General features: G+C 68.0%; 10 protein-coding genes and 5 pseudogenes. 7 read left to right on the top strand and 8 right to left on the bottom strand.

Translation table 11 applies throughout. From position 1 onward, the window contains the following. Positions 1 to 15: 15 nt before the first annotated feature. From FHR32_RS35765 to FHR32_RS35750, 4 genes and pseudogenes are all read left to right on the top strand, one after another. Positions 16 to 1,168, top strand: a pseudogene (locus FHR32_RS35765) (RNA-guided endonuclease InsQ/TnpB family protein). A 299-nt stretch (positions 1,169 to 1,467) separates the two neighbouring features. Beyond that, positions 1,468 to 3,390 carry a multicopper oxidase family protein gene (locus FHR32_RS35760; protein ID WP_312882853.1) on the top strand — a complete coding sequence of 641 codons (1,923 nt, stop codon included), beginning with the start codon at positions 1,468 to 1,470 and terminating at the stop codon, positions 3,388 to 3,390. Between the two features lie 333 nt (positions 3,391 to 3,723). Beyond that, positions 3,724 to 4,575 (top strand): universal stress protein, encoded by an 852-nt coding sequence (locus FHR32_RS35755; protein ID WP_184758922.1) that lies wholly within the window; start codon positions 3,724 to 3,726, stop codon positions 4,573 to 4,575. A 36-nt stretch (positions 4,576 to 4,611) separates the two neighbouring features. After that, entirely contained in the window at positions 4,612 to 5,238 is a 627-nt protein-coding gene (locus FHR32_RS35750; RefSeq protein WP_312882852.1) for a universal stress protein, read from the top strand. Between the two features lie 317 nt (positions 5,239 to 5,555). Here the strand turns inward: FHR32_RS35750 and FHR32_RS35745 are convergent, their stop codons facing one another. The 5 genes and pseudogenes from FHR32_RS35745 to FHR32_RS35730 all read right to left on the bottom strand — a co-directional run. Continuing rightward, a complete protein-coding gene (locus tag FHR32_RS35745; protein ID WP_246468314.1) occupies positions 5,556 to 5,975 on the bottom strand; it encodes an Hsp20/alpha crystallin family protein in 420 nt (139 codons plus the stop codon). Between the two features lie 246 nt (positions 5,976 to 6,221). Continuing rightward, a pseudogene (locus FHR32_RS45235) lies at positions 6,222 to 6,332 on the bottom strand (response regulator transcription factor); the annotation flags it as partial. 150 nt (positions 6,333 to 6,482) lie between these two features. Next, a complete protein-coding gene (locus FHR32_RS35740; protein ID WP_246468313.1) occupies positions 6,483 to 7,211 on the bottom strand; it encodes a CBS domain-containing protein in 729 nt (242 codons plus the stop codon). After that, complete coding sequence (locus FHR32_RS35735; protein ID WP_184758919.1) at positions 7,208 to 9,871, bottom strand: bifunctional acetate--CoA ligase family protein/GNAT family N-acetyltransferase; 2,664 nt, start codon at positions 9,869 to 9,871, stop codon at positions 7,208 to 7,210. Before FHR32_RS35735 ends, FHR32_RS35740 begins: the two co-directional genes overlap by 4 nt. Positions 9,872 to 10,065: 194 nt before the next feature. Then, a pseudogene (locus tag FHR32_RS35730) lies at positions 10,066 to 10,950 on the bottom strand (IS701 family transposase); the annotation flags it as partial. A gap of 62 nt (positions 10,951 to 11,012) precedes the next feature. Here FHR32_RS35730 and FHR32_RS35725 point away from each other — a divergent pair. Continuing rightward, positions 11,013 to 12,664, top strand: a pseudogene (locus tag FHR32_RS35725) (ISAzo13 family transposase). Between the two features lie 41 nt (positions 12,665 to 12,705). On the opposite strand, the pseudogene FHR32_RS35720 reads toward FHR32_RS35725, so the two are convergent. After that, positions 12,706 to 13,065 (bottom strand): annotated as a pseudogene (locus tag FHR32_RS35720) (transposase); the annotation flags it as partial. Positions 13,066 to 13,384: 319 nt separating this feature from the next. Between FHR32_RS35720 and FHR32_RS35715 the strand changes: the two are divergent. Continuing rightward, on the top strand, positions 13,385 to 15,115 hold the full coding sequence (locus FHR32_RS35715; RefSeq protein WP_312882851.1) for a P-type ATPase actuator domain-containing protein: 1,731 nt from the start codon (positions 13,385 to 13,387) through the stop codon (positions 15,113 to 15,115). 51 nt (positions 15,116 to 15,166) lie between these two features. On the opposite strand, the gene FHR32_RS35710 is transcribed toward FHR32_RS35715, so the two are convergent. Further along, positions 15,167 to 17,290 carry a glycoside hydrolase family 65 protein gene (locus FHR32_RS35710; protein WP_184758917.1) on the bottom strand — a complete coding sequence of 708 codons (2,124 nt, stop codon included), beginning with the start codon at positions 17,288 to 17,290 and terminating at the stop codon, positions 15,167 to 15,169. Then, positions 17,265 to 18,020, bottom strand: a complete 756-nt coding sequence (locus FHR32_RS35705; RefSeq protein WP_184758916.1) for an HAD family hydrolase — start codon at positions 18,018 to 18,020, stop codon at positions 17,265 to 17,267. The genes FHR32_RS35710 and FHR32_RS35705 overlap by 26 nt, the downstream gene beginning before the upstream one ends. Before the next feature lie 193 nt (positions 18,021 to 18,213). Here FHR32_RS35705 and FHR32_RS35700 point away from each other — a divergent pair, with 193 nt between their 5' ends. Continuing rightward, on the top strand, positions 18,214 to 19,062 hold the full coding sequence (locus FHR32_RS35700; RefSeq protein WP_184758915.1) for a universal stress protein: 849 nt from the start codon (positions 18,214 to 18,216) through the stop codon (positions 19,060 to 19,062). Positions 19,063 to 19,293: the final 231 nt, after the last annotated feature.

Below are 19,293 nucleotides of genomic sequence, written 5' to 3'. Positions count from 1 at the left end.
GATAATGTGTTCGATATGAGGCTAGTGGTGCAGGTGAAGCTCCTGCCGACGCCTGAGCAGGCGGCGGCGCTGGAGGCGACCCTGCACGCGTGCAACGACGCCGCGAACCTCGCCTCGCAGGCCGCATTCACGACCGGGGCCCGGCGCGAGTATGCGCTGCGCAAGCACACCTACGGCGAGCTGAAGGCACGCGGGCTGGGGGCGCAGGCCGCCCAGCATGTGATCAAAAAGGTCGCCGACGCCTACACCACGCTGCGCGCCAACGTCCGGGCCGGGAACCTGGGCCGGCACGGGTCCGCGCGCCGTGCCCGCGCCACCTCCAAGCCGATCGCCTTCCGCGCCGATGCCGCGCAGCCGTTCGACGACCGGTGCCTGTCGTGGCGGATCGACGCGCGCACGGTATCGATCTGCCACGACAGCGGGCAGGTTGCGCAATGTGGCGTTCACCGGGTCCGCCGAACAGCTCACCACGCTCGCCTTGTACCGGAAAGGCGAATCCGACCTGGTCTGCCGGGACGGCACGTGGTTCCTGATCGCCACCTGCGAGGTCCCTGACCGGCCGGTCGCCGTCCCGGACGGATTTCTCGGCGTGGACCTGGGGATCGCCAACATCGCGACCACCAGCGATGGCGCTCACCACAGCGGCAAGGGCCTGAACGCAGTCCGTCACCGTCACCGCGAGCTGCGCCGCCGCCTGCAGGCCAAGGCCACCAAGTCCGCCAAGCGGCTGCTCAAGAAGCGCCGCCGCGCCGAGGCGCGCTTCGCCGCCGACGCCAACCACACCATCGCCAAACGCATCGTGACCGAGGCAGAACGCACCGGACGCGGCATCGCTCTGGAAGACCTTCAGGGCATCCGTGAGCGGGTACGGCTCCGCAAGCCCCAGCGGGTCACGCTGCACTCATGGAGCTTTCGCCGGCTGGGAAGCTTCATCGCCTACAAGGCGGCCCGCGCCGGGGTCGCCGTCGTCCACGTGGATCCGGCCTACACCTCGCAAGAGTGTTCGGTGTGCGGGCATGTGGACAAGAAGAACCGGCCTGGCCAGGCGACATTTATCTGCACGTCGTGCGGCTTCGCTGAGCACGCCGACGTCAACGCGGCCCGCAACATCGCCGCGCGCGGTGTGGCGGACTGGGCAGTGAGTCACGCTGCCGACGACGCGGCCTGAACCGTCGAACCCATCGACGGCGAGGAGCTGCAAGCTCGGTCATTCACGACCGAGAAGCTGACACCTCGGAGAGTTCTGCCCACACCGCCACGCTACAAAAGACCGATTGATCGGCACTCGGCAGCCCCGTGCCAGGGATGTCGGCTGTTGCAGCGAGACGTGATGGGTATGTACTGAGGGCAGGTCTTTTGTCATCTTGTGAGGCTATAAATCCTGATTGTTCTTGGGCGATGACCGAACGTGCCGGCCACAGCCCAGGTGCGTTCTCACCGGTACCGCTTCGCGGGAGGGAGGCCGGGGTGATCACGAGGCGGCAGTTCCTGAAGGCGGGGGCAGGCGGGACCGTGCTCCTCGTCTCCCGGGGGATCCCTGCCCTGGGGGGCGCGGCGATTCCCGAGGGCATGATGGATCCGGCGGCGATCGCCAAATACGTCACGCCATTGGCCGTCCCGCCGGTCATGCCGTCCGTCTCCTCAGCGGACGACTCCGCCGATCAGTACGTCATCGGGGTCCGGCAGTTCCGGCAGCAGATCCTGCCTTCGGGCAGCCCGGCCACCACGGTCTGGGGGTACGGGTCGGTCCGGCACCCGTGGACCTTCAGCTCCCCGGCGTTCACCGTGGAGGCAACGGCCGACCGGCCTGTACGGGTGACATGGGTGAACGAGCTGGTCGACAGGGATGGGAACTACCTGCCGCACCTGCTGCCGGTGGACCCGACGCTGCACTGGGCCAACCCTCCCGGGGGGGCATCGGGCCGGGATTCGCGTCCCGTGTTCACCTCGACCCCTGGCCGGTATCGCGGGCCGGTTCCGATCGTCACCCATCTGCACGGGGGACACAACTCTGATGACAGTGACGGCTACCCGGAGGCGTGGTACCTGCCCCAGGCGAGGAACATACCTGCCGGCTATGCGACCGAAGGCTCCCAGTACGCGACCTTCGCGACAAGATTCGCAAACCGGGACGGTGCGCCGTGGAGTCCCGGATCGGCGGTGTTCCGCTACGGCAACGACCAGCGGGCAGCCACGATGTGGTACCACGATCACACGCTGGGCATGACCCGGCTCAACGTCTACGCGGGCTTGGCCGGGTTCTACCTTCTACGAGGTGGTCCCTCCGACCTTCCATCGCCGGTCCTGCCGGGACCGGCGTCCAGGGTCGGCGACCCTGTGAACAGGCGGTCCTGCGAGATTCCGATCGTCATCCAGGACCGGTCCTTCGCCACCGACGGCTCGCTCCACTATCCGGGCAGCCGTGAAGACTTCGACCGGTTCGCCGGGCCGTACATCCCCGGCAGCGACCTGTCACCCATCTGGAATCCGGAGTTCTTCGGCACCGCCATGATGGTCAACGGCCGGACGTGGCCTTTTCTGCCGGTTGAGCCACGCCGTTTCCGGTTCCGCTTCCTCAACGGCTGCAACTCCCGGTTCCTGGAACTGAAGATCGTGACCAACCCTGTGGCGAAGCGTCCGGTGGCCGCGGCCCTGCCTTTCTGGCAGATCGGCTCGGAGGGCGGGTTCCTGCCAGAGCCCGTGGAACTCGGCAGGCTTCTGCTCGCCCCGGCCGAGCGGGCGGATGTGATCGTGGACTTCGCACGCCTACCGGCGGGTACGGAGCTGTACCTGATAAACGAAGCTCCCGACGGAGTCTTCCGCGGAGATGCCAGGGCCGCGCCGGCTGATCCCGCGACCACGGGGCAGGTGATGAAGTTCGTGGTGCGGGCGCCGGCGGGACGAGATTCCAGCGTGGCTCCCGACCAGCTCACGCTGCCCTCGTTCACCCCCCTCGGCTCGGCGACGAAGACGCGCAAGGTCGCCTTGCTGGAACGCAACTCCGCGGTCATCTCCGGCGCCGGACCGACAGCGGTGCTGCTCGGTACCATCGATGGACATGGGACGGCGAGGATGTGGTCCGATCCGATCACCGAGACCCCCGCAGTGGGCGCCATCGAGGTGTGGGAGATCCACAACTTCACCATGGACGCTCACCCCATCCATGTCCACGAGGTTCTGTTCCAGGCCGTCGACCGGCAGCCGTTCGCCCGCATTGCCCGACCTCCGGAGCGATGGGAGAAGGGGTACAAGGACACGGTGATCGCCTACCCGAACGAGATCACCCGGATCAAGGTGATGTTCGACCGGGCCGGCCTGTTCGTGTGGCACTGCCACATCCTGGAGCACGAGGACAACGAGATGATGCGTCCCTACCGCGTCGAAGGCTGACGGCCTGCCGGACAGGGGATCAGCACCGATCCCGCCGACTCCGCCCGGTACGGCCGTCGGCGACGGCGACCCGGTCACGGTGGAGAGCCGCCACGGCCGGGCCGGCCTGACCGCAGCGGATCCCCTGCGTGTGCCGTACGGCTTGGCACGCTGGCGCGTCACCGGGCGGCGACAGGCTGTCCGACCCCGGCACGCGTGGCTTCGCCCGTCTGCCTGCCTAGGGCCGCATCCGGGAAAGGGCAAAGGTCCCATCTGTGTCGGGACGATCGTCTCTAGGGGAAACAGCCGGCGCTGCGGTCAGATGGGAGCGCAGGAGGAGTGGGAGGAGCAGTCATGGTCGAATCGATCATCGCCGCGACGGACGGCTCACCTGCCGCCACGGCGGCCGTGAAATGGGCGGCCGACGACGCCGCCCGCAGAGGGCTGCCGTTGCGGATCGTCCACGTTGTGGAGGGCTGGCCGTACGGTGTCGCCGCGTTTCCTCCGCCCGACTGGGCCGACCTCGCGATCCGCGCCGGCGAGCAGGTGCTCGCCGAGGCGGTCAGAGCGGCCACCGAATGCCGGTCGGACGTCCGCGTGACGACCGAGCTGATCGAAGGGTCACCGGCCAGGACTCTGCGTGACCAGACCGGGGAGGCCACCGAACTCGTGATCGGCAGTCGCGGCCTGGGGGGCTTCGCCGGAGCCCTGCTGGGCTCGAAGGTCCTTCATGTGGCCGGTCACGCGCCTGGCGCCGTCGTGGTCGTCAGAGCGGACGCCGACAAGCCGTACGGTGAGATCGTCGTGGGCGTCGACGATTCCGCCGAAGGCGAGACCGTGCTGGCCTATGCCTTCGAGCAGGCCAGGCTGCGTGGCTGCGTGCTGCGCGCCGTCCACGCCTGGCGGCCGCCGGGGCCCGGTCTCGTGCCGGAGTTCCCCTACGAGGTGGAGAAGGTCCACCGGTTCCACCAGCACATGGTGAGAGACAGGCTCGCCGCCTGGCCGGAGAAGTTCCCCGAGGTGGAAGTGGTGGAGGACGTTCAGAGCGCTCACCCCGTCCAAGCTCTCACCGACGCGTCCACCAGGGCCGATCTGGTTGTGGTGGGCTCGCGGGGCAGGAGCGTGGTCGGTTCGGTGGTGCTGGGCTCCGTCAGCCGCGGCGTGCTGCACCATGCCCACTGCCCGGTGGCGGTGATCCGGTCCTGAACGCCGGGCTCACGCGCGAGCCCGGCGAGTCGCCTCGTGAGTCGTCAACTGCCCGCTCACGTCCATCGTCGCTGTTCGACGGAGGAAGAAAACCGCATGATCGTCGTTGGCGTCGATGGTTCGCGGGCCGGCGGACTGCTGCTCGGTTCGGTCGCGCTAGGCGTATCCGGTCAGGCCACCTGCCCCGTAGCCGTCATCCGCAAAATGGGCGCACAACCGCGCAACGAGGTGGTCGTCGGGGTCGACGGTTCGCCAGGCGGTGCCGCCGCGATCGAGTTCGCGTTCGCCGAGGCCGACCTGCGCGACGCCGGCCTACACGTCGTCCACGCCTGGGGCGAACCCGTCGCCGGGTGCCCTCTTGAGGGTACACCGGCCCTGATCGATCAGACCGGCATCGATCAAACCGGCGCGGAACGGCTCCTGTTGGCCGAGGCGCTCGCTGGCCATGGCGAGCGGCATTCAGGAGCCAGGCTTGTAGAACACATTGAACGGGGCCATCCGGCGGAGGTGCTGCGTAGAGTCTCCACGGGCGCCGCCCTGCTGGTGGTGGGATCGCGCGGGCGCAGCCACATCGCCGGGCTGTTCCTCGGGCCGGTCAGCCACTCGCTGCTCCACCATGCGACCTGTTCTCTTGTCGTCATCGCCGTCGCAGACAGTGCCTGATCGCAGCGGTCACCTCTGATCACGCCGGTGTGCGGCCCGACCGCAGGTTTCCCCTGGCCCTGTCGAGCCACGGAGTGAATGGTTCGCCGACGCGCCTGGCCTGCTGGAAAGAGAGCTGGAAGTCCCCGTGACCAGGGATGTTTCGCCCTGCTACCTGATCTGGGCATCACCCCATCATGGAACCGAGGTGATAACCATTCCCCAGAGCGCCTCGGTTGTCACTTTGACAACCCTCACCTCCTCGACGGTGACGCGCGTGTTCCTCAGCAGCGAGGCTGTGCGGATCCGCTTCACGTCAAGCGGGCCCGCACGATCCGTCAGTTCTCTGCTTGCGGCTTGGACTCGATCGGGATGCGTTTCCCCTTCTGCTTAGAGTCGGCAAGCTTGACGCTGACCTCCATGATGCCCTTGTCGTAGGTCGCCCTGATGTCGTTGTCGTCCACACTGGCGGGCAGCGTGACAGAGCGGGTGAAGGAGCCGTAGTGGAACTCCGTCCGATGTTGATCTTTGTGTTCGTCGCGCCGTTCGGCGTGGACGGTCAGAACGCCGTTGGACAGGGTTATCTCGATATCCTTTTCAGGGTCGATTCCCGGAAGTTCGGCGCGTAGCACGTAACGGCCTTCCTTAAGGTAATCCTCGAATTTGATGGGCTGGGTCATGGGCGGCCGCAGGGCGGCAAAGGGAATGTCCAGCCAGTCGAGCAGATCAGGGACGAGTCCTCGCTGCTCATGGCGCATCGGCGTACTCATTTTTTCCTTCCCGCATTTTCGGCGTTTTCTCTTCCTCGATACCATCACCGAGGAGGGGGCTGACGCAGCGGTCGGAGGTCCCTAAAGATCAGGTCTTTCGGCCGCTTTTGGAAACAGCAGGAAATGAACGGCTCTCTTCGGGCCGTTTTGAGGATGTCCGAAACGGGACGGCGTGGGGTGCCGAGCACGGCCAGGCCGTAGCCGAAAACGATGATCATCTGTGGGTGGGTGGGGTTCCGCGGTCCCGGCCTCGCCGACGACCTCGATGTCACCCTCGGACTCCAGCAGCGCGGCCACGCCCCGCCGCACCACCTCGTGATCATCGACGAGGAACACACGAATCATGCCCGAACGCTAACTCTCCCGAAGCGCTGGAGGTAGGGACCAAAGTCCTCAGCGCCGCCATTAAGCGAGGTCACCGGTCGGTCGCTGCCCCAGGCCCGGATATTTCCGGCGGCATGCCGACATCGCGGAACGCTGTGGCGCGAGAATCCTTCAACGTTCCTTCTCGGAAGGGGTGATGTCCCGCTCCCAGGTGAGCTCGTCGATCACATCGACCACTCCGCCGACCTGCTTGGTCATCCAAACGGCGATCTGGGCTTCACCACGCAGGATCATCCGCCCGCTCAGCGTCACCACGCCGTCCTGGACGGCGACCCGGACACGCGAGGTGTCCATCCACAGCGACCGCACCAGGATGTCCACCCGGACCTCATGCTCGATGTCCCGGTCAGAGCGGACGAACACCTTCAGCAGGTCGTAGCGGCTGACGACGCCCGCCAGACGACCGTGGTCGTCGAGCACCGGCAGCCGTTTGACGCCGTGGTGCTCCATCAGACGGCCGGCGGTCACCACCGGTGTGTCCATCGAGACGGTGATCGCAGGAGCGGTCATCAACTCCCGGGCAGTCCTGCCCTTGGTCTTGCCCACCTTCAGCCACTGATCCGGCTGGGCCTGCGGCGGCGGGCCGGCCGGGCCGGGAAACGGTTCTTCGTCCCCTTCTCTGTGCAGGAGATCGGCTTCGGAGACGATGCCGATCACATGGCCGGCACCGTCTACCACCGGCACAGCGCTGATCGCATGGGTGACGAGCACCTCGGCGATATCCTTAAAACGGGTATCCTCGCCCACCGAAAGGACCCTCCGGGTCATGACGTCTCCGACGCTGACAACCATCTTCGCCTCCAAAAAGGACCCAAAGGCGCCATGGGCCGGCTCATTCATCGAAGCCGCCTGCGCAAGAGCGACAACGGCGGAGCGGCGGGGGCGAGCCGTATCCGCACGTCCACGACCACCGCGTCGGCCGGAGTGACGATCACTGGGTTCAAGTCGAGCTCGGCTACCTCCGGGAGGTTGTCCAGGAGCCTCCCGACGCCGGCGACCTGCTTCCGCAACGCGGCGATGTCGGCACACGGGCGTCCGCGATAGCCGGCCAGCAACGGCGCGCAGCGGAGCTCGGCGATCATCGCTGCCGGGTCCTGGTCGCTAAGAGGCGGCACCCGGAAGGAGCGGTCGGCCAGAAGCTCGGCGGTCACGCCGCCCATGCCGATCATGAGCAGAGGTCCGAAGGCCTCGTGCGCGACGCCACCGATGATGATCTCAACACCCGGCTCGACCATCGGCTGGACGATCGCGCCGGTCATGGCCGGCCCGATCGCGCCGGCCATCTCCCGGTAGGCACGGCCGGCCTCATCCGGCGTACCGAGGCCGACACGGACGCCACCGATGTCGCTCTTGTGCACCAGGTCAGGGCCGGTGGCCTTGAGCACCACCGGCGGCTCGATCACGACGGCCGCCTCCGCAGCGCTGTCCGGCCCGTCGACCTCGACCGCCTCGACCGCCTCGGCCACCTGGACGCCATAGCAGCCGAGCAGGCGGGCGGCGGTGCCGTAGTCGAGCCATCGGCCGCCGGGATGGCGCGCCAGGTCCGCCTCGACGATGTCGCGCGCGGCGACGGCCTCGGCCGGATGCGGCTCAGCAGGCGGAGCCTGCGGCACGGCGCGCCACGACGCGTAGTCCACCGCGTGGCGCAGTGCCCGCACCGCCTGCTCGGGGAAGGCGTAGCAGGGCACGCGCCCGCTCAGCAGGCCATCGTGCCCGGTGATGCACGCGACCACGGTCTTGCCCGTCACCGTCGCCGCGTGGGAGATGGCCTGGCGGGTTCTGCCCAGGCCGGAGCCGAACGGCGGCGTGTAGACGACCAGGACGATGTCGATGCCCGGATCCGCCAAGGCGGTCTCGACGGCGAACGCCAGATCCCGCGCGCTGCCGCCGGCGGTGAGGTCGACGGGATTGGCCACGGCCGCCGCGACCGGCAGCCGGGCACGCAGCCGCTCGCAGGTGACGGGGGCCAGCTCGGGGACCAGCAGGTTGCGCTGTTCGCAGGCGTCGGCGGCGAGGGTCTGCGGCCCGCCCGAGTTACCGACGATGGCCACCCGGCTGCCCTGCGGCAGCGGCTGGGCAGCCAGGAGACACGCGGTGTCGAGCATGTCCTGGACGGTCTCCACGCGGATGATCCCCGAGGCTTTCAGCAGGGCGTCGACGGCCACGTCCGGAGTGGCGGCGGCCGCAGTGTGGGAGCGGACCGCTCGCTCGCCTGAGCCACCGCGGCCGCTCTTGATCGCGATGATCGGCTTCCGCCTGCTCACCCGCCGCGCGATGCGTTCGAACCTGCGGGGATTGCCGAACGACTCCAGATACAGGGCGATCACGTCGGTCGCCAGGTCGTCCTCCCAATACTCCAACAGGTCGTTGCCGCTGACATCGGCCTTATTGCCGACCGAGGCGAACGAGGAGATGCCGGTTCCCCGATCGATGGCGCGGTCGATCAGGGCGACCGCGATCGCGCCGGACTGCGACATCAGGGCCAGACGCCCCGGGATCGGCGGGTGGGGCAGGAAGCTGGCGTTGAGCCGGGCTTCGGTGTTGACGATGCCAAGACAGTTGGGGCCGACCAGCCGGATGCCGGCCTCCCGGCAAATCCTCAGCAGTTCGTCCTCCGCACCCGTCTCTCCGGCCTCAGCGAATCCCGTCGTGACGACGACGAGATCGCGCATGCCGTGGCCGGCGCAGTCACGGGCGAGCTCCAGCACGGTGCGAGCCGGGGTCGCGATGATCGCCAGATCGATCGGACCCGGCACGTTTTTCACGCTCGCGTACGCGGGCATGCCGCAAAGTTGCCTGGCATGCGGGTTGATCGGGTAGACGGGGCCCGGGAAGCCTCCTTGGAGGAGATTGCACAGGATGCGGTGGCCCACTCCACCCGGGGCTCGGCCGGCGCCGATCACCGCGACCGACTCCGGGCAGAACAGCCGGGTCAGGGAGGCGGACGCCGCCTGGTGTGCGCGTTCCTCGATCCGCTCCAGCACGCCCGGAGTGGGATGCGGATCCATGCGGATCTCAACCGTTCCATCGCTGAATGCCCGCCTGGTGGTCAGCCCGACGTCGTCCAGCATTCGGAGCATGGGGCGATTCTCGGCCAGTACGTTGGCGACCAGTTCGCGCACGCCCTCGTCGGCGGCGTTCAATGCCAGGTGCTCAACCAGCAGGGTGCCCAAGCCGCGATGGTGCATCCCGTCGTCAACCAAGATCGCGATCTCGGCATCGCCCGCATCGCCGGGGATGTACTCCGCCACGGCCACCAGCTGACCGTTCACCACGGCGACCAGCGCGCGGCCCGAGTAGTCCAGCGTGGCGATGTGATCCATATAGGCGTGGGCGCTGGCCGTACCACCGGTGAAAAATCGCAGGTAAGCCGAACGCTCAGACGACCTGTCGACCAGTTCGTGTAACCGCGCGCGGTCATCCGGCCGCAGCGGCCGGATATGGGCGATGCCGCCCTCACGCAGCAGGGCATCACACTCATCAGGAACGGCTCGCCTCATATCAGCAGCATCGGTCACCGCCATGCCGTCTCGTAGAGTCCAAGTGCTCTGCCAGCCGGGACTGTCGGCTCTAGTAGGGCTTGGTTAGGTGGGGACGGGCTGGGCATGTCGGGGTAACGCGCGGCGGCAGGTGGGGCAGATACCGGCCCAGCAGGCCAGAAGCAGCTGCAACTCGGCGATGACCCGGTAGGTGCTCAAGCCGCAGCCGGCGCTTTTGGGTTGAGCCTTTCAAGGGTGCAGAACGCGTGAGCGACCGAGACCAGGGTGACGTGATGATGCCAACCGCTCCACGTGCGACCCTCGAAGTGGTCCAGGCCCAGGCCGGTCTTCAGCTCACGGTAGTCGTGCTCGATGCGCCAGCGGATCTTCGCCAGACCCACCAGACGCCGCAATGGAACATCGGCCTCCAGCGTGGACAACCAGTACTTGACCGGCTCCGGCTCACCGGGCGGCCATTCGGCCAGCAGCCAGCACACCGGCAACTCCCCGCCCGCGTAAGCGCGGCGGATCCGCACGCCCGCCGGCCGTACCCGCAGCGCGGCAAAGCGCGAGCGCAACGGACCCTTGGACCCCATCCGCCACCGCACTGTGTGCAGCGCGCGCCGCCCGCCCTCCAGCACCAACTGCCGGGCGCTGATGCGCCGCTGCCGGTAGCGGGGCACCGGCCGCCGCCCGGTCCCCGCATACGGCGCGACGCTGCGGCAGGCCTCGGCCTCCAGCAGCGCGGTATCGGAACGCACCCCCACCACGTAGGGAATATCGCGCTCGGTCAGGCCCAGGCGAAAGGCCCCGTCTTGACCGTAGCCCTCATCGGCGACCACCAACGGCGGATCCAGCCCCCAACTCTCCAGCTCGTCGATCATGTCCAGAGCCAGCTGCCACTTGGGCACATGACCGACGTCGGCGGGGATTCGGCAGCGCTGCCGGCGTGCCGCCACCGCGGCCGGATCCTCCGTGCGCGGCGAGGCCGGATCCCACTGCTCGGGCACGAACAGCCGCCAGTTCACCGGACACGACGCGGCGTCGGTGACCAGATGCACGCTCGGCGCGACCTGGCAGTTCGCGGTCTTGCCCAGGGCTTGTTCGTGAATAACTGTCAGAGTTGATCTGCGGGACCGGGTCGACGGTGAGACGCTGGAGCATGACCGCCTCTTCGAAGGAAGATGTACCCGCAGCCGAGCTGCGGGCCAAGTTCGAGCAGATCCTGCCGCACCTTGACGAGCGGTGCCGTCGCCTCTACCTGGCCAGCGAGGCCGCCGTGCTCGGCCATGGCGGGATTGCCCTGGTGGCCGCAGCCTCCGGCATCAGTACCGCCACCATCGCGCGTGGCATCATCGAGCTGGAGACGCACCCCGCGCCGACCCGCCGCATCCGGGCCTCGGGCGCCGGGCGCAAACCGCTGACAGTCACCGACCCCGGCCTGCTACCGGCCCTTGAGTCACTGATCGAGCCGCACACTCGCGGCGACCCCGTCTCCCCACTGCGCTGGACCACGCTGTCGCTGCGCAGCCTGGCCCATGCCCTTTCCGCGCAGAAGCATCCGATCGGTGCCACAACCGTCGGCCACCTGCTGCACGGCCTGGGCTACAGCCTGCAGGGCACGGCCAAGACCACCGAAGGCACCCGGCATCCGGATCGCGACGCCCAGTTTGCCCATCTCAACGCCACCGCCGCCGCCTTCCTCGACGACGACCAGCCGGTGATCAGCATCGACACCAAAGCCAAAGAGTGGCTCGGCAACCGCGACCGGCCTGGACGTACCTGGCAACCGGGAAAGAACCCGATCAAGGTGGACAGCCACACCCTCGTCACCAGCGACCAGCCAGTGGCCATCCCCTACGGAATCTACGACCTCGCCACCAACAGCGGCTGGGTCAACGTCGGAACCGATCACGACACCGCCGAGTTCGCGGTGGAGTCCGTCCGCCGCTGGTGGCGACGCCGCGGTTGTCTCGACCACCCGCACGCCACCCGGCTGTTGATCACCGCGGACGCCGGTGGCTCCAACAACCCCCGCTACTGGACATGGAAGAAGCAACTACACGACTTCGCCCGCGAGAGCGGCCTTGAGATCACGGTCTGCCACTTTCCTCCCGGCACTTCGAAGTGGAACAAGATCGAGCACCGGATGTTCTGCCACATCACCGCCAACTGGCGTGGCCGCCCGCTGACCAGCTACCAGGTCGTCATCGAGACGATCGCCGCGACGACAACAGAGGCCGGACTGAGAGTCAGCGCCGAACTGGACACCGGCAACTACCCACTGGGCACCGCCGTCACGCCCGCCGAGTTCCATGCCCTGCCGATCACACCCGATGCATTCCACGGCGACTGGAACTACACCCTGGCCCCCACCCCTCCCAGACTTTCCGAAGAAGCCGAGACCAACCAACCGATCGATCCGGACGTGACCTGGATGCTCACCGATCCGGCCCTGACCGGCATGCCGCGCTCGGACTTCGCCCGCCTGGTGCAGATCTCGGAGCCCTACTGGGACGCGCTGGCAGAGGCGGCCTTTCAACGCCGTTTCCACCGCCCGCGCCGCTACCTCCATCCGCAGACCAGCAGCCTAGATCACTTCCACCGGCTCCTGACCGCTTTACTCCGTCGCCGCAAGGCCGCGACCAGCACCCTCCTAGCCCGCCTGCTGGGCGTCACCCGCACCAACCTGTCCAACCAGTTCCAAGATGGCCACCGGATCCTCGACCTGCACAAAATCTCCGTCACGCCGATCCCCGGATCGCCCGCACGTACGCTCGAGCAACTGCAAGATCGTATTACGTCCGCCGATGACTGCCCCGCAGATCAACTCTGACAGTTATTCACGAACAAGCCCCCAGCGCCCCGCAATACTGCGCGGCCACCCCCGGCGACTCCTGGCCGTCCTTGACAAAGGACACATCATCGACCACCCATGCCACCGGGTTGATCGCCGCATCCATCCGCCAGGCCAGCTCGGCCAAAACCAGCTGATGCGACCAGGGGGCATCGGTGCAGAACTGCTGCAGCCCTTGGCGATCCACGCCCAGCCGGGCCGCCATCGGCTCCATCGATTTCCGCGCCCCGTCGGTCAGCAGGCCGCGCACATACCGCTCGCCCCACCGCCGCTGATCAGCACGGGCGAAACCGGAGAACATCTCAGCGGCAAACGTCTCCAGCCGCGCCCGCACGGCCTCGAGTTCTTGAGGGGTCATCTTCCCTCACCCCCAAACAGGTGACATACCGTCCCCTACCCGAGGTAACCAAGCCCTACTAGGCGACCGCCGTCGAACCAACAGTGACACGCCCTCCCCCTCGGCTGCGGTGAGGCACCGGACGCGGTTCCACCCTTGACGGAGTGGCGTGGAGAGCAGGGCCGCATCGTTTCGTCCGGTGTCTCGAACAGCCTTTCCCCGCGTTGGCCCTGCTGGACGCAGGTGCCAAAGGTCCCTTCAGGCGGTGCCTTTCGGCCGGAGATCCGCTCGTTCCGCTGATGATCTGCTGAGGGGTGTGGAGACCTCCGGGAGACTTAATGTGAATGATCATGGTCGTTCGGGGCCGTCGCCACCGGCCGCTCCACCCACGCCTGACGCGGCGATTCCGGAAGGTGCGGCAGGCTTCACGGAACTGACCGCCGGTGAGGCGGCCGCCCTGCCCTCCGCCCAGGCGCTGCGGGTGTTGGGCCGGCAACTGCGCAATGCGGTGCTGATCCTGCTGGCGGTGACCGCGATCGTCGCGTTCTTCCTGGGTAACGGCACCGACGCCGTCATCATCGGGGTGATCCTGGTACCCGGCGACGTGGTACGGCTGGCGCTGGGCGGGATCGTCCCAGCGGATCTGCGGTTGCTGGCCACGACCGGTCTGGAATGCGACGAGAGCGTGCTGACCGGAGAGTCGCTGCCGGTGGACAAGACCGTCGCGTCCGTGCCGCAGGACACGGCACTGGCCGAGCTGAGCTGCTGCGCGCTGATGGGTACGGTCGTTCGGGCGGGCGATGGCACCGGCGTGGTGGTCAGCACCAGTCTGGCGGCCGGTTCCCGGCAGCTCGCCCGCCGCAAGGTGCTGGTCAAACGGCTGGTCTGCATCGAGGACCTCGGCGACATGGACATCCTGGTCACCGACAAGACCGGCACCCTCACCGAGGGCAGGATCGACTTCCTGGCCGCCCTGGATCCCTGCGGGAACGGCAACGACCGGGTACTGCTGCTCGGACTCCTGGCCACCGAGACCGATCTGACGGCCAACGACCGGGCCACGGTTGGAGGAAACCCGCTGGACGCCGCGTTGTGGCGGGCCCCGGATGCTCTGGCGCACCCGATTGACGGCTACACGCGTCTCGGACTGCTGCCGTTCGACCACGAGCGCAGGATGACCACCGCGGTGCTCTCCGCTCCGGACGGTACCCGGTTGCCGGTCACCAAAGGCGCTCCCGAGGCCGTGCTGGAGCGCTGCTGGGACGTGCCGGCCGAAGCCGCTGAGACCTTGGAGGCCCGGTTCGCCGAGGGTGGCAGGGTCGTGGCCGTCGCCACCAGGTCCGTTCCCGATCTGACCGTTCCGGCGCCCATGGACGAGCAAGGCCTGGCCCTGGCCGGATTCCTGGTGTTTCTCGACCGGCCCAAGGCGGCGGCGGCCGCCTCGCTGCGTCGCCTGGCCGCGCTCGGCATCACTGTGAAGATCGCCACCGGGGACAACCCGCTGGTCGCGGAGAAGGTCTGCGCCAGTCTTGGCCTGACCTCGGGTGGCACCCTGACCGGCGCCGACGTCGTTGTGCTGGAAAAGGACCTCGGAGTCCTGGCCGACGGGGTCGCCGAGGGCAGGCGCATCTTCACCAACACCATCAAGTACGTGCTGATGGGCACCTCGAGTAATTTCGGCAACATGTTCAGCGCCGCCTCCGCGTCGGCGGTGCTGAGCTTCCTGCCCATGCTTCCGAGCCAGATTCTGCTGAACAACCTGCTCTACGACACCAGCCAGCTCAGCATCCCCACCGACCGGGTCGACCCGGAGCAGCTTCATGCTCCCTCGCACTGGGACATCGGCTTCATCCGCCGGTTCATGTTCTTCTTCGGCCCGATCAGCTCCCTGTTCGACTTCCTCACCTTCGCGGTCATGCTCGGCGTCTTCCACGCCGGCCCGGAGCTGTTCTTCGCGGGTGCGGACGGCAGGCCGCCCGTCGTCCGGCACCGCGACCACGCCCATCACGTGCAGCGCCGGGCCTCCCGGTTCAGCCATCCGGGCCCATTGCCCAGCGGCGACGGCAGGTGACGGCAGGTGACGGCGAGGTCGCCTGCCGGATGATCCCGCACCGGCCGCAGCTCAGGGTGCTTCGAACAAGACGGCGACCCCGGCCATCGCGCCCAGATGGATCCCCTCGGCGGTGGTGCCTCCCTGGAGGTCCTTCACATCGTTGTTCAACGCCTCGACCAGGAACGGCTCGGAGGCTCCGGGACGCAGGCGTGCCAGCACCCCGGCGTGGACAACCGCGCTCAGCGTGGAGCCGTGGCAGGTGCGGGCGAGGTAGTAGTCGACGGTCCGCGCCGCCATCGCGGCGTTCCATCTGTAGCCGAGGCCGGTCAGGATCTCGTCGAGTCCTTCCCTGCCCAGCAGGTGGAACAGCATGAGCACATCGGCCTGCTTGGAGGCCTTATAGCGGTTGGGAGTGTCACCCTCGGCTTCGAGGATGCGGTCCAGCCGCCGGATGTCTCCGTACTTCTTCCGGTAGGCGGCCCAGTCCAGCTCCTCCAGGGCCTGGTATCCCTCGAACTGGCTGATCACTCCATCGTGGAAGTCCACCCGCACCCGCCGGGCCATGCCAGTGAAGAGGTCGATCTCCTGCCTGCTGACTCCCTCGTCGCCGACCAGACCGATCATGTCCAGGACCCGGCGCATCAGCCACGCGGTCATGACGTTGGTATAGGCGTTGTTGTCCAGGCCGGGCTCATCGCGGCCGGGATAACCGTCGTGATACTCGTCAGGCCCCATCACGCCGCGGATGACGTAACGCCCCTCCTCGCAGGTCGCGAGCGAGGCGAAGAACCGGGCGATCTCCACGAGCAACTGCCCGCCGAAGCCCGCCAGGAAGCCGATGTCCTTGGTGGCCCGGTAGTGCTGCCACACATTGTGGGCGACGGCCAGGCCGACGTGGCGCTGCAGGTGGGAGTGGTCGGGCAACCAGCGGCCGGAGCGGGGGTTGAAGTGCAGGCGCGGTGTCTCCTCTCGGCCGTCGCTGCCGCTCTGCCAGGGGAACATCGCACCGGTGCGCCCGGCGGCGCGGGCGGCCCAGCGCGCCTCGGGCAGGCGTCGCCACCGGTACCTGAGCAACGCCTGGGTGATGTCCGGAAAGCGCGGGGCGAGGAAGGGGAAGACGAACAGGTCGTCCCAGAACACGTGGCCCCGGTAGGCCTCGCCATGCAGGCCCCGGGCAGGGAGACCGGTGTCGAGTTCCGCGACGTGCGGGGAGGCCGTCTGCAGCAGATGGAAGACATACAGGTTGAGAATCTGCTGTACCTCGGTGTCCTCGGCGGTGACGTGCGCCCGTTGCCACAGCCGGTCCCAGGCCCGTGTGTGCCGCCTGAGGAGGGACTGGAAGCCGTCCGCGCGCACGACCGCGGTTCTCGCGGCGGCCCCGCTCTCGGCGATGGCCCGGTCCCGGGAGGTGTACAGAGCTACGACCTTCTCCACGACGACCTCCTCGCCCGCCGCGACTTCGACGGCCCACTCCTCGCTCACCCACCCCTCCTGAACGTCCTCGCGGACCTCGCCCTCGGCACCGATATGGTGCCGCCCTCCGGCCAGGGTGGTGCGAGCGGCCAGTGCGATCTCCACACGGGAGGTGACGGTGCGCGTCAGCAGCTCGATGACGCCGCCGGAGGCGTATGCGCGGATCGGCATCAGGTGCCGGTCTGCCAGCCCGTGATAGCGGGCGACCCCGCGGTTGGTGACCCGCCCGTCCAGCGCCGAGCGGATCTCCAGCGTGCCGCTCCAGTTCTCCGGAACGACCGTCATGGTCATGGCAGCCACATGCGGGTCGTCCATCGAGACCAGCCTGCACTGCTCCAACCGGGTGATCCGCTCTTGGGGGTCGCGGATCCGCAGGAGCCGGGTGAGCACACCCCGGCGCATGTCGAGAGTGTGCCGGCTGGTGAGGATCTCGGCGTGGCCGGGGGCGAACCAGTCGCCGCCTGTGGCGCGGAAGGTCAGCGGCAGCCAGTTCGGCACGTTGACAAGGTCTTCGTTGTCCACCCGGCGGCCCGCGACCTGGGAGACGAGCCGGTCGTAGCAGCCGGCGACGTAAGTGCCGGGGTAGTGCACGCCGTCGGCCTGTGCCTCAGGCACGGCGCCCCGGGTGGCGAAGTAGCCGTTGCCGAGCGTCGTCAGCGCTTCTCGCAGCCCCTCGTGGGCGGGGGCGAAACCGTCATCGGTGAGGAGCCAGGGGTTCACGTCTTCTCCCGTCCAGTCGTAGTTCTGCCAGATCACCGATAATGAGGTCGGCGCCGGCCGCCCGCAGCGCCTCCCGCCGGTCGTGCCGGTCAACGCCGATGACAAGACCGAACTCACCGGCCCTGCCCGCTCGCACGCCCGGCAGGGAGTCCTCCACCACAGCCGTATGCTCTGGCGTCACCCCGAGCCGCCGGGCCGCCAGGAACAGCGCAGGGTCGGGCTTTCCCGCCAGTGCCAGCCGGGCGGCGTCCACGCCGTCGACCCGGACGTCGAACAGGTGGTCGACGGTCGCCGCGTGAAGCACCTGCGCGCAGTTGCGGCTCGCCGAGACGGCGGCCGTAAGCACCCCGCGGTGCCGGAGTTCACGGACGAGGTCGACGGTCGAGAAGAAAGGGGCTACCCCGTGTGCGCGGATCTCGGCCAGGAAAGACGCGTCCTTGCGCGCGGCGAGGTCCGCCACTACGTCCGGATCCAATGTGATGTCCCGGGAGCGGAGAAAGTCCTCAACCCCGTCGATGCGGGATTTGCCGTCGACATGACACAGGTAGTCCTCACCGGTGTCGAACGGCTGGAACCGTTCGCCGGACCGTCTGGCGCGCTCGCGCAGGAAGGCGTCGAACACCCGCTTCCATGCGGCGGCGTGCACCCTGGCCGTGTCGGTGATGACCCCATCGGTGTCGAAGACCACCGCGGCTATCCGTCCGAGGTCCACGGCTGCAGAGGGTGCCATCGCGAATCTCCCTTCCATCTGCACGGTACGGCGGTGCGCGACATCGCCGTCAGGGCTGATCGGCCCTATGCCGCAGGGACCTTCGTCAGAAGATCAAATCTCGCGTCCGAGAGGGAGAAGGTCCCAGCGTCTGGGGACGATCGCCCCTGGGGAAACCGTCCGCACCGCGATCCGATGGACGGTGGGGGAGGTCATGACTGGATCGATCACCGTCGGAACGGACGGCTCGGCTGCCGCTACCGCGGCCCTGGCATGGGCAGTTGACGACGCTGTCCGCAGGGGCCTGCCCTTGCGGATCGTTCATGTCGTGGACCGCCGGCCGTATGACGCCGCGGAATTTTCCGCACCGGGCAAGACGGATCACGTGACGCGTCTGGCCGAGCTGACGCTCGCCGAGGCGGCCGCGGTTGCCCTGGAACGGCGGCCGGAAATTCGGGTGACGACCGAGTTGATCGAGGGAGCGCCGCCCGAGGTCCTGCGCGGGCAGGCCGAGACGGCCGTTGAACTGGTGATCGGCAGCCGTGGCCGGGGCGGTTTCGCCGGATCGCTCCTCGGCTCGGTCCCCATCCGCGTGGCGGGTCATGTACACGGCGTCGTGGTTGTCGTCAGGCCGGGTGCCGTGGAGACGCGGGGTGAGGTGGTCGTAGGCGTCGACGGTTCCGCAGAGTGCGAGCCCGCTCTGGGCTTCGCCTTCGAACAGGCCAGCCTGCGCGGATGCGCGTTGCGCGCGGTCCACGCCTGGCAAGCACCGGTTCAGGCGTTCACAGCTGAGGCCGACGGAGACCTGGACGAGATCCGAAAAGGGCAGCACCGGGTAGCCGCGGACCGGTTAGCTGACTGGAAAGAGACGTTCCCCGCGGTCGACGTTGTGCAGGAGGTGACATGCGCGTACCCGGTGCCGACTCTCGTGGCCGCCTCGGCACGGGCCGACCTGCTCGTCGTGGGTTCCCGTGGTCTCGGCGCGGTCGGCTCGGTCCTGCTGGGCTCGGTCAGCCGCGGGGTGCTTCACCATGCTCACTGCCCCATCGCGGTCGTCAGATGAACCGGAACGGCCCGCCCAGGGCCGCGTAACAGGCTTCTCCCTGCGCAGGAAGAGGGAGCCGGCCGCTGTGGATCTCGAATTCACAAACAAATGCCGACCTGGTGATCACTCAGCTCGCCGGTTTCCAGCTTCTCCAATGAAGATGCGAGGCGGGGTGGCTGCGCCCGTGTGGCAGGTCCATCGTCCAGCTCGCGGGGTCCAAACTGTCGGGTACGGCCATAAAGGTCGTGC

Source organism: Streptosporangium album (genome assembly GCF_014203795.1).
In the GTDB taxonomy this organism is placed as follows: Bacteria; Actinomycetota; Actinomycetes; order Streptosporangiales; family Streptosporangiaceae; genus Streptosporangium; species Streptosporangium album.
This window is presented reverse-complemented; position numbering and strand designations above follow the sequence as displayed.

What these genes read in the sequence shown, in the direction of transcription:
- FHR32_RS35755 (WP_184758922.1), top strand. Translation starts at nt 3,724, where the DNA reads ATGGTCGAATCGATCATCGCCGCGACGGACGGCTCACCTGCCGCCACG.
- FHR32_RS35745 (WP_246468314.1), bottom strand. Translation starts at nt 5,975, where the DNA reads ATGCGCCATGAGCAGCGAGGACTCGTCCCTGATCTGCTCGACTGGCTG.
- FHR32_RS35740 (WP_246468313.1), bottom strand. Translation starts at nt 7,211, where the DNA reads ATGAATGAGCCGGCCCATGGCGCCTTTGGGTCCTTTTTGGAGGCGAAG.
- FHR32_RS35735 (WP_184758919.1), bottom strand. Translation starts at nt 9,871, where the DNA reads ATGAGGCGAGCCGTTCCTGATGAGTGTGATGCCCTGCTGCGTGAGGGC.
- FHR32_RS35705 (WP_184758916.1), bottom strand. Translation starts at nt 18,020, where the DNA reads ATGGCACCCTCTGCAGCCGTGGACCTCGGACGGATAGCCGCGGTGGTC.
- FHR32_RS35700 (WP_184758915.1), top strand. Translation starts at nt 18,214, where the DNA reads ATGACTGGATCGATCACCGTCGGAACGGACGGCTCGGCTGCCGCTACC.